We start from the raw sequence: 11,119 nt of genomic DNA, 5'->3' as shown, positions 1-11,119 counted from the left end.
GCCGGTGAGCGGGTGGGCGGCCGGGGTCAGCGGCCCCGGCCCACCAGCAGCCGTGTCTCACCAGAAGCGGACCGGGAGGCGGTGCCGCGCGTACACGCTCTCGACCGCCGCGCGGACCTGGGCCGGGGTGCCGAGGCGCGCGTCGTCCAGCCCGAGCACCGCGAGGGTCGCGATGCCGTTGTGCTCGGACCACCAGGAGTCCAGCCCGCCGCGCATCTGCCGCAGCCGCCCGCGCGTGAGCCCCTGCGTCACGCCGCGCATGAGCACGCTGGAGGCCGGCGTCCCCATCGGGGCCGCGAACGCCGCGGGCAGCCGGCCGAGGTTGGAGGCCAGGCACAGCGGCGCGGTGCCGTCGCGCGCCGCCATCTTCGCGACGGCGTCCGGCACCATCTGCATGAGCGGCTTGAGCGGGCCCAGGGTGTCCACCCGGGTGCCCGAGGTCAGGGCCGCGAACTCGGCTTTCGCGCGCGACCGGATCTGCGTCATGTCGGCGATCACGCCGGCCCGCTCGGGCGCGGGCGTCACCGTGGTGTCCACGGCGATGGACACGCCCGACGTCGCGTTGGACCGCAGGTCGCCGGGCTCCCGCAGGCTCACGGGCAGCGAGACACGCACGGGCATCCCGGCTGTCGCCGCGCCGGCGGCGAGCAGGATCTCCGTGCACACCGCGATGAGCAGGCTGTTCGCCGTCCCGCCGGCGGCGTGGGCCGCGCGGTGCCAGGTCGAGGCGTCGGTGTCGACCACGACGATCGGCGGGTGGGCGGGTTCGGCGTCGTCGGGGCGCGGGGCCGGCCTGGGCCGGTCCGCCGACTGCTGCGCCATGATCGGCGGCACCGGGCCCTGGCGGGCCATCCTGCGCAGCCCGCCCACAGCGGCCCGCGCCTGGCTGGTCGCGTCGCGCAGGTCGGCCACGAGCCCGGTCCGGATCCGTTCGCCCTCCTTGGGCAGGCGGCGGCCCGACGACGACGGCGCGCCCTCGGCGTACCCGCCCGCGAACGCCCCGCGCGCCGCGGCGCGGGCGACGGCGGCCTCGAAGGCGCCGACGTGCATCCCGCCGTCGGCCACGACGTGCGAGGTGACGAAGCTGAGCACCGTCCCGCCGCTGGTGGTCTGCGCCGCCGACAGCGCCCAGGTGGGGCCGGTCTCGGGGTCCAGGCTGACCTGCGCCTGCTGCTCGGCCCACGCCAGCACCGCGGGCTCGGGCACGGGCGCGGAGCCGATGAGCAGGTCGGGCAGCCGGGTCGACGCCGACCAGCGCGCGCGGGCGCCCGGCAGGCGGCCCGGCCGCACCACGCGCTGCAGCGGGCCTTCGGCCAGGGCCCGGTGCAGGGCGCGCAGCGCGTCGACGTCGAGCGGCGCCGGGATGCGCCAGACGGTCTGGTTGACCACGGCCACGCCGAGCACCCGGCGGGTACGCAGGAACAGGTCGTCGTCGTAGGTCAGGCGGTTGCTCGTCGCGGGGGAGCGGGTGGTCGGCGGACTGTTCGGCGGGCTGGTCACTGGGCTGGTCAAGGGATCTCCGGTGCCGGGCTGGTGGGTAGGGTGCGCGCGTGCGTCATGTCTTTGCCCTGGTGGGCAGTCGAGGAGATGTCCAGCCGGCCCTCGCGGTCGCCCTGGAGCTGCGGCGGCGCGGGCACGAGGTGGTGACCGGCGTGGCCCCGAACCTGGTGCCGCTGGCCGGCCGGCTCGGCCTGGACCCGGTACCGCTGGGCATCGACTCCGCGGCCCTCCTGGGCTCGGACCTGGTGCGCCGCGACATGCGGTCGCCGCACCCGGTGCGCCGGGTGCGGGCGCTGCGCGCCGTGGCGTCGGCGGGCTGGGACGAGCTGCGCACCGGGCTGGCGGCGCTGCTCGACGACGTGGGCGGCGCGGACACGGTGGTCACGGGCCTGCTCGGCCAGGAGGTGGCCGCCGCCGTGGCCGAGCGGCGCGGACTGCGCATGGCCGCGCTGCACTACTGCCCGGTGCGGGCCAACGGCGTGGTCTCGCCCGTGAGCGGCGTGCGCGGTCCGCGCACCACCCGGGCGGTCTGGACGCTGGGGGAGCGGGTGCGCTGGGGCCTGACCCGCCGCGCCGAGAACGAGCAGCGTGCCGCGCTCGGGCTCGGCGGCACGCGCGTGCACCTGCCCACGCGGCTGCGCGACGCCGGGGCGGTCGAGGTCCAGGCCTACGACCCCGCGCTCGCGCCGGGGCTGGTCGACGAGTGGGGGCCGCGCCGTCCGCTCACGGGATTCCTCGCGCTGGACGACGCCGCCCGGGCGCGCCTCGGGGAGGCCGGCTCGGGGGCGGGCGGCTCTGGTGCCGGCGACGGAGCGGGTGCCGACCGAGCGGATGCCGGCGGGGCGGGCGCCGGCGGGACGGCGGGCCTCGACGCCTGGCTCGACGACGGCGAGCCGCCGGTCTACGTGGGCTTCGGCTCCATGCCCGTGGCCGACCCGCGCGCGCTGCTCGCGGCCGTCGACGCGGCCTGCGCCGAGCTCGGCGTGCGGGCGCTGGTCAGCGCGGGCTGGAACGACTTCGGCGGGTCGGACGGCGGGGCTGGCGGCGGGGCTGGCAGTGCCGGGCCGGATCCAGACCGGGTGCGCGTGGTCGGTGCCGTCGACCACGCGGCCGTGCTGCCCCGCTGCCGCGCGGCGGTGCACCACGGCGGAGCCGGCACGACGGCGGCCGCGCTGCGGGCGGGCCTGCCCGCCGTCGTCGGCTGGTACTCCGCCGACCAGCCGATGTGGGGCGACCTGCTGCGCGGCGCGGGCGTCGGCGTGGCCCGCCGGGCGAGCACGCTCACGCAGCCCGGCGTGCTCGCCGGGGCGCTGGCCGAGGTGCTCGACGAGACCACCGCGGCCCGCGCCGCTGCGCTCGGGGCGCGGCTGGTGCCCCCGGCCGAGGCGGTCGCGGCGGCGGCCGACGCGATCGTGCACACGGCCTGAGCCCCTCACCACGGCGCCGCCGGGAGCTTCCATGCCTCGGCCTCGGCCAGCACCAGGCGGCGCAGGGTCGCGGCGTCGGCCACGCGGTCGGGGTCGAGGGCGGCGACGCTGAGCGTCGTCGTGCGGCCCACGGTGGTGCAGAACGCGACCAGGCCGCCGCCCGCGGCGCGCAGCTCGGCCGCCGTCGCGCCCTGGTAGTGCGACAGGGTCGCGACGGAGCGCACCGCGCTGCCCGCCGCGTGCGTGTAGCCCTCGGGCGGGCGGCCCAGGTTGGACGCGAGGGCCGCCGCGACGGGCGGCTGCGGCAGGCGGCTCACCAGGGTGTCGGGCAGCATCTGCACCAGCTCGAGCGGCACCGGGGCCAGCCCGGGTTCCGCCTGCCCGACGGCGGTGTAGGCCTCCTTCGCCGCGGCCCGCACCCACCCGAGGTCGCGGTGGGCCAGCACGTCGGCCGGGATGGTGACCCGGGCGATCTTGGTCGAGTTGGCGCGCGGGTCGTCGGCGTCGCGGGTCGAGACGGGCAGCGCGACGGGCACGGGCTCGCCCGGGAACCGGCCGGTCGCGTGCACCAGGCGGGCGAGGAACGCCACGAACCAGGTGTTGGGCGTGCCGCCGTGCGCGGCCGCGGCCTGGGTCACCTGGTCGGACGGGAGCTCGACGTGCAGCACGGGCGCGCGCCAGGCGGCGTCGTCGGCGGGCTGGGGTACGGCAGGGGCGCCCGGTCCGGCGGGACCGCCGGGGGCGACCGCAGCGCCGGGGGCGACCGCTCCACCCGGCGCGACCGGCCCCACCGCGGTGCCCGGAGCGACACCCGCCCCGTTCGGCGCACCCGGCACGGCGGGCATGACCCGCGTGGCGGGCGCCGCGCCTGCGACCCCGGCGACCCCCGCGGCCTCCCCGGCCTCCGGCGGCGGTGGCGGCACCGGCTCGTGCACCGTGCCCGCCGGGGCCCGCGTGCCCTGCGGGGCGATCTCGCGCGCGGCGGACTGCGCCCTCGCCCGCGCCTTGGCCCCGGCCCAGCGGCCGACGGCGGCGGCCTGCGCGGCGGCGTCGGCGGCGTCCGCGAGCAGGGCGCGGGTGCCGCGCTCGGGCGCGGGCACGACGAGGGGCTCGGAGTTCGTGGCGGCGCGCACCACCGCGTCGATCAGCGCGGCGCCGTCGGCGACGGCGTGCGCGCAGGTGAGCGAGACGACACCGCCGACGACGGTCCCCGCGGCGCCGGTGCCGGCCCGCGCGACGACGTCCGCGGCGGAGATGCGCCACGAGAGCCCGCCCGCCGGGTCGAGCGGCACGTCGGCCTGGGTCTGCGCCCAGTCGCCGATGCGGTCCTCGGCCACGGCCGTGGTCTGCAGGTCCACCACCGGGAGGGTGCCGGCCGGCGCCCAGCGGTGCCGCGCGCCCGGCACGCGGGAGCGCACCACGCGCCGGTGCAGCGACCCCGCGGCGAGGCGTGCGCCCAGGTCACGCAGCCGGTCGGCGTCGAACGGGCCGTCCAGGCGCCACAGCACCTGGTTCACGGCCGGGCTCGTGGCGCCGTCGTGGCGGCGCAGGAACATGTCGTCGGCGAACTGCAGGCGCAGTGCGGGTGGCGGGTCCGTCACGCTCGTCTCCCGGGTCGGATACCGGTCCCGAGGGGACCGTGGGGTTCAGCATGTGACCATACCGGGCATTACGGGGGGACTAACTTTCACCCGGCGAATCCGGTATAAAGGTCGCCGCAAGGGGACCGCGGAACTCGTCCGACGTCGTGCTGGCCGTGCCCACAGACCGATCGAGGGACGCGCACGCATGGAATACACCGAGCTGTCGGCCTACGACCTGCCCGCCGGAACCGTGACGTCATGGACGCCGCGCGCCGACGCCGGGCGGTGGCAGCAGGACCCCCGCGCGCTGTCCCCGGGGCACGAGGCGCACCTGCGCGACTCCGCCCCCGGGTCCTGGATCGGGTCTGTGCTGCGCGTGCCCGGACCGTACGAGCCCGAGCCGCTGCGCCGCGCGATCCACGCCTGGGTGAGCCGGCACGAGGTGCTGCGCACCACCGTCACCCGCGACGCGGGCGCCGGCTGGCGGCGCGTGACCGCCCCCGCCGAGGCGGTCGCCATCCGCGACCTCGTGGTGGGCGACCTGAGCGCCGACCAGGTCACGGCGCTGCTGCCCAGCCTGCTCGCCGACGTCTCGCCGACCGCCTGGCCGCACTGCGTGCTGGCCACCGTGGTCCCCGCGCCCGGCACCCCGGGCGGCCCGGCCGGCGACGACGGCTTCGTGCTCGCCTTCGGCGCCGACCACTCGGTCATGGACGCCTACTCCCAGCTCCTGTGGTTCGAGGAGATCGTCTCGCTGTACGACGCCGCCCGCCGCGGCGTGCCCGACGCCGAGCTGCGCACCCTCGAGGTGGGCTCCCACGTCGACTTCTCCGCCGACGACCGCAAGCTCGCCATGACGCTGGCCGCCGACGGCGAGCCCGTGCACCGCTGGCTCGACTTCCTCGGCCCCGGCACGACCTTCCCGCGCTACGGCGCCGTCACCCACCCCGCCGCCGACGCCGCCGAGGCGGCCCGCCCGCAGGCGTCCCGCTCGGCGTGGCTCGCCACCGTGGACCAGACCGACGACCTCAGCGCCCGCAGCCGGGCCCGCGGGGCCTCCGCCCAGTCCGGCGTGCTGGCCGCGTTCGCGCACGCCGCGCGCCGGGTGCACGGCCTGGACCGGCTCCGGTTCGTGCTGCCGATGCACACCCGGTACGCGCCGCAGCACGCCGCCGCCGTCGGCTGGTACGTGGGCCTGTGCCCCGTGGACCTCGACCTGACCGGCACCGACCCCCTGCTGCGCGAGGTCGACGGCCGCGGCGGCCCGGCCCGCATCGTCGACGGCGACGCCCTGACCACCGCCGTCGACCGCGTGCACACCGCCGTCGCGGCCGGCAAGCCCCTGGTGCGCTACTCGTTCGCGCGGATCGCCGAGCTGGGCGGCATCACCGACGGCCCGCACCTCGCCGTCTCGTACGTGGACACCCGGTTCGTGCCCGGCGCCGAGCGGTGGAGCGCCTGGGACGCCCGCACCCTGCGCAGCCCCGCGTACGGCACCGACGAGCTCTACCTCTGGTTCCTGCGCACCCACGACGGGCTGAACGTCTCCACCCGCTACCCCGACACCCCCGAGGCGCACGCCGCCATGGACGCCCTGATCGAGGAGCTGCGCGCCGGCTTCCGGGCCTTCGGTACCGCCACCCCGGTCGGAGCGGTCGCATGATCCTCGGCGCCCTGGGCACCTGGACCTCCCTCCCCGGGCGGGTGGTCCACCTGCGGCCGACGCCGGAGGCGCTCGCCGCCGCGCAGGCGGCCCCGGTGGACCCCGGCCCGCCGTCGTTCCTGCAGGGCGACCACCTGCGGGCCTTCGCCGCGCGCCGCGCCTCCGGCGGCACGCACCGCGCCTGGACCGGCACCGCCACCCACCTCGACGGGCCGTTCGACGGCGCCGCGCTGGCCCGCGCCCTGACCCGCTTCGTGCGGCGGCACGAGGGCCTGCGCACCTGGTTCGACGTCGACCCCTGCGCCGACGGCGGCGCCCCGCTGCGGCACCTGGTGCCCGCGGACGCCGTCGGCTTCACGGCCGAGCCCGTCCCCGCCCTCTCGCCGGCCCCCGGCCTGTCGTGGGACGAGTGGGTCACCGGCCACCTCACCGCGACCTTCGACGCCGCGTGCCGTCCCGACTCCTGGGCGCCGTTCGCGCTCGGCGCCGTGGTGACCGACGACGGGTTCGGCCTGTTCTGGGGCTGCGACCACGCGTTCACGGACGGCGGGTCGCAGCTCATGGTGCTCAGCGAGATCGAGGAGCTGTACGCCGCGGAGCTCGCCGAGCCGGACGCCCCTCCCCGCGGGTCGAGCCTGTCGAGACCCGAGCCGCCCCCCACCGCCGGCTCGTTCCTGGCGCACGCCCGCGCGGAGCACGAGCTCGCCGCCGCGACCCCGGCCGACGCGCCCCAGATCCAGGCCTGGTCCGCGGCCGTGACCGCGCACGGCGGCCGGCTGCCGCAGTTCGCGCTGGACCTCGGCCTGCCGCCCGGCGAGACCGCGCCCGTGAAGATCCGGTCGGCGACCCTGCTGGACGCCGCCGGCCTCGCGCGCATGGACGAGCTCGCGGCCGAGCACGGCGCCCGGTTCACCGGCGCGGTGTTCGCGGGGATCGCGCTGACGGACACCCGGCTGACCGGCGCGGACGCCTGGTTCGGGGTCACCGTGGTCGGCACGCGCGGGCCCGGCTTCGAGACCGCCCAGGGCTGGCTGTGCAACTTCGCGCCGGTCACGTTCCCCGTGCCCGACGGCGGCCCGGCCTCGTTCGCCGAGGTCCTGCCGGTCGCGGACGCGGCGTTCCGCCAGGCCAGGAAGGTCGCCGAGGTGCCGGTGCACGCCGCGCTCGGCGTCATGCTGGCCGGCGGCGTGCTCGACCCGGCCTCGCTCGGCAGCCCGCAGCTCATCAGCTACCTCGACCTGCGGCGGTTCCCCGGCGTGGGGCGGCCCGCCTACGACAACGGCCTGCACTTCACGGGGGAGGGCCGCACCGCGAACGCCTCCCTGTGGGTCAACCGCGACCACGAGCGGCTGTACGTCGTCACGCAGACGCCGGACACCCCGGCGGCGCAGGCCGCCGTGGACCGCTACCTCGCCGAGCTGCGGGCCACGTTCGCCGCGGCGGTCGCCGTCCGGGACGAGCGCCTGGAGGCGACCGGTGCGGGTCCTCTCGGCTGACCTCTGGGCGCCGGCGCCGGGCCGGGTGCTCACCTGGGACGTCACGCCGCGCCCGGGGTCCGTGCCGACGCCGGCGGCGCCCACGTACAACCAGCGCAACCACCTGCTGGGGGCCCACGCCGGCGAGCCGAGCGTGTGGATCACCGCCGCGTTCGACGTCGACGGCCCCGTGGACCGCGACGCGCTGGAGGCCGCGTTCCGCGACCTCGTGGCCGACCACCCGGGCCTGCGGGTCGAGGCGGTCCGCCGGCCCGACCCGCGGACCGTGGGCCTGGTGCGGCACGAGCCCGCCGGCCTGGCATGGCGGCGGCACGAGGGGCCGGTCACCCGGACGGCCGACGACACCCGCGAGCACCTCGTGGCCGAGCTCTCCCGCCGGTGCGCGCCGTTCGGCTACCCCGCGTTCCTGCCCGCCGCGATCAGCCGCCCGGACCGGTCGACGGTCGTGCTCGGCATGGACCACCTGCACACCGACGCCTGGTCCACCACCGTCGTCGTCGACGAGCTGGCGGCGCGGTACGCGGAGCACGCGGGGGAGGACGGCCCCGACGGGCGCGGCGGCTCCGCGCCTGCCCTGCCCGCGGGCGCGGCCGCGATCGTGGCCGACCCGGCTGATCTCGCTTGCCCGGCCGACGCCGCGCACCCCGCAGACCCGGCCGACGCCGCCGGCCCGCCCTTCGTCGGCGCCGACGACCCGCGCCTGGCGACCTGGCACGGCTTCCTGCGCGACCGCGGCTGGGCGCTGCCCACGTTCCCGCTGCCCCTCGGCGTGCCCGACGGCGAGCGGGCGCCGCAGCGCACCGTCGTGCGCCCGCTGGCCGATGCCGCGACCGCGGACGCCGTCGCGGCGCGCGCCCGCTCGGCCGGTGCGTCGACGTCGGCGGCCGTGCTGGTCACCCTCGCCCGGGCGGTCGCGGACCTGGGCGGGCCCGACACGCTCGAGACCCTGCTGCCCGTGCACACCCGCGGGGACGACGCCGCGCGCCGCGCCGTCGGCTGGCACACCACCACGGTGCCGCTGCGGATCGAGACCGGCGACGGCGCCGACGGCGCGCTTGCCGCCACGGGCAAGGCGCTGCGGGCCGCGCGCGAGCTGGCCGCCGTGCCGCTCGAACAGGTCGTCGAGACGCTGCCCGGCCCGCTGCGGTTCCCGCGCGTGGACATCTTCCAGGTCTCCTACCTGGACTACCGGCGGCTGCCCGGGCACGCGGCGTCCGCCGGGCGGGCCGCGCACCACGTGTCGGCCGCGACCCGGGCCGACGACCTGCAGGTCTGGGTGTCCCGCACGGACGACGGCATCGCCGTCCGCGCCCGCATGCCCCGCACCCCGACAGCGGTCGCCACGGTCGACGCCGTCCTGGACCGCTGGTCGGAGCTGCTGACGGCCCTGGCGGGCTGAGTCCGGCGTCCCGGGGCGGAGGCGCCGGGGGCGACGCCGCACGTGGCGCCGTCCTACCCTGCCTGCATGGCTACCGACGACGTCCGCACGCTCACCGAGGCCAGGGCGGTCACGGCCCTGGCCAACCCGGCCCGCTCCCGCCTGCTCGACTCGCTGACCGCGGACGGGCCGGCCACGGCGTCGACCCTGGCGGAGCGTACGGGGCTGGCCGTCGGGAGCATCAGTCACCACATGCGGGTGCTGGCGTCCGCCGAGCTCGTCGAGGAGGCGCCGGAGCTGGCCCGCGACCGGCGCGAGCGCTGGTGGCGGCGGGCGGCGCGGTCCATCACCTGGGGCCGGTCGACCCTGCCCCCGGACGCGGAGAGCCAGCGGCAGGCCGTGGCCGCCGAGGAGTTCATGCTGGCGCGCCAGGTCGAGCGGGCCCGCACCTGGCTGGAGCGCTCCGAGCAGGACGACGAGTGGAGCCGGGCCGAGCTCTCCACCGACAGCTGGCTGCGCCTGACCCCGGACGAGCTGGAGCAGCTGAGCGCCGAGATCAACGAGGTGGTGCTGCGCTGGAAGAATCGGGGGAGCGCGACGGCAGCCGACGAGACGGCCGAGCACGTCTTCCTGTTCGCGCGGGCCTTCCCGTCGCGCCCGTAGTCCGTTCCCGCCGTCGTCCTGCCCCGGGCCATTCTGCAAGAGTTGTTGTACAAGAGTGATTGTACATATAGCCTGCTCGCATGACGACGTCGACCGCGCCCACCGAGGCTGCCGTTCCCCTGGCGCGCAACCGGGCCTTCGGCCTCCTGTGGCTCGGTGAGGGCGTGAGCGTCGTCGGCAACGCGACGACGTCGGCCCTGCTGCCGCTGCTCGCGGTGACGGAGCTCGACGCAGGCCCGGCCTGGATGGGCCTGATCACCGCAGCCGCGTGGCTGCCCTGGCTGGTCATCGGGCTGCCGGTGGGTGCCTGGGTCGACCGGCTCCCCGCCCGGCCGGTGATGATCGCCGCCAACCTGGCCGCCGCGGTCTCGCTCGCGAGCGTGCCCGTGGCGTTCGCGCTCGGGGTCCTCACGCTGGTCCAGCTCACGGTGGTCGCGCTGGTGGGCGGGGTGTGCACCGTGTTCTTCCGCACGGCCTACCAGGTGTTCCTGCCCGAGGTCGTGCCCTCGGGTCAGCTCGAGTCGGCGAACGCGCGCCTGTTCGGCACCGAGTCCGCGGCGAACGTGGCGGGTCCCGGCCTGGGCGGCCTGCTGGCGCAGTGGCTGACGGCGGCGCTCGGGCTCGCGCTCGACGCCGTGACGTTCCTGTGGTCGGCGGTGTGCCTGTGGCGCGTCCGCCCGGCGCACCCGGCCGCCCGGCCCGCAGGCCCGGCCGAACCGCTCGTGGCGCGCATCCGGGAGGGCGTCGACCTGGTCCGCCGGGACCGCTACCTCCCGTGGTTCGTGGGCATGGGCGGCGCGTCGAACTTCGGGCTCACCGGGTACGGGGCGCTCCTGGTGCTGTTCCTGGTGCGCGACCTCGGGCTCGCGGAGGCCGGGGTCGGCGCGGTGCTCGCGCTGGCGGGCGCGGGCGGCGTCGTCGGCGCGGTCGTGGCCCCGGCCCTGAGCGCGCGGCTGGGCAGCGGGCGGGCCTCCACCGTGCTGCTCGTGCTCTCCGGTCCGACGGCGCTGCTCGTGGGCGCGGGCCTGCCGGGGTGGGGCGCGGCGATCAGCGGGGCCGGCGGGTTCCTGGTCGGCCTGTGCGTGGTCTCGGGCAACGTGATCCGCAACGCGTGGCGCCTGCGCTACGTGCCCGCCGGGCTGCGCGGACGGGTGATGACGGTGATGCAGGTGGTCAACTTCGGCACGATGCCGGTGGCCGGCGTCGTCGCGGGCTGGCTGGGCGGGGTGCTCGGGGTCCGCGAGACCGTCCTGCTCATGGCGGCGGTGCACTGCCTCGCCACGTGGAGCGTGCTGGTCTCGCCGCTCGCGCGCCTGCGCGAGCTGCCCGAGGGGCCGCTGGGCGGCTGACCGCTCCCGCCTGATGCCGGCGAACGTAGGGGTGGTCGCTCTCCCAGGGCTGAGAGAGCG

The 11,119-nt window shown here is 77.8% G+C and carries 8 protein-coding genes; 6 read left to right on the top strand and 2 right to left on the bottom strand.

Annotation, left to right across the window (positions count from 1 at the left end; all coding sequences use genetic code 11):
* Positions 1-57 precede the first annotated feature (57 nt).
* Entirely contained in the window at positions 58-1,512 is a 1,455-nt protein-coding gene (locus ACFU5G_RS25940) for a hypothetical protein (protein WP_377251288.1), read from the bottom strand.
* Positions 1,513-1,550: 38 nt separating this feature from the next.
* Between ACFU5G_RS25940 and ACFU5G_RS25935 the strand changes: the two genes are divergently transcribed.
* A complete protein-coding gene (locus ACFU5G_RS25935) occupies positions 1,551-2,927 on the top strand; it encodes a glycosyltransferase (protein WP_377251286.1) in 1,377 nt (458 codons plus the stop codon).
* 5 nt (positions 2,928-2,932) lie between these two features.
* On the opposite strand, the gene ACFU5G_RS25930 is transcribed toward ACFU5G_RS25935, so the two are convergent.
* Entirely contained in the window at positions 2,933-4,528 is a 1,596-nt protein-coding gene (locus tag ACFU5G_RS25930) for a hypothetical protein (RefSeq protein ID WP_377251284.1), read from the bottom strand.
* A 187-nt stretch (positions 4,529-4,715) separates the two neighbouring features.
* On the opposite strand from ACFU5G_RS25930, the gene ACFU5G_RS25925 reads away from it, so the two are divergent.
* From ACFU5G_RS25925 to ACFU5G_RS25905, 5 genes are all read left to right on the top strand, one after another.
* Positions 4,716-6,173 (top strand): condensation domain-containing protein, encoded by a 1,458-nt coding sequence (locus ACFU5G_RS25925; RefSeq protein WP_377251282.1) that lies wholly within the window; start codon positions 4,716-4,718, stop codon positions 6,171-6,173.
* A complete protein-coding gene (locus ACFU5G_RS25920) occupies positions 6,170-7,669 on the top strand; it encodes a hypothetical protein (RefSeq protein WP_377251280.1) in 1,500 nt (499 codons plus the stop codon). Before ACFU5G_RS25925 ends, ACFU5G_RS25920 begins: the two co-directional genes overlap by 4 nt.
* A complete protein-coding gene (locus ACFU5G_RS25915; protein ID WP_377251278.1) occupies positions 7,650-9,068 on the top strand; it encodes a hypothetical protein in 1,419 nt (472 codons plus the stop codon). The genes ACFU5G_RS25920 and ACFU5G_RS25915 overlap by 20 nt, the downstream gene beginning before the upstream one ends.
* Before the next feature lie 66 nt (positions 9,069-9,134).
* Entirely contained in the window at positions 9,135-9,710 is a 576-nt protein-coding gene (locus ACFU5G_RS25910) for an ArsR/SmtB family transcription factor (RefSeq protein WP_377251276.1), read from the top strand.
* Between the two features lie 80 nt (positions 9,711-9,790).
* Entirely contained in the window at positions 9,791-11,059 is a 1,269-nt protein-coding gene (locus ACFU5G_RS25905; protein WP_377251274.1) for an MFS transporter, read from the top strand.
* Positions 11,060-11,119: the final 60 nt, after the last annotated feature.

It is taken from the genome of Promicromonospora sp. NPDC057488 (assembly GCF_042802395.1).
GTDB lineage: Bacteria > Actinomycetota > Actinomycetes > Actinomycetales > Cellulomonadaceae > Promicromonospora.
Note: the sequence above shows the minus strand (reverse complement) of the source record. Positions and strands in the feature narration are given on the sequence as shown.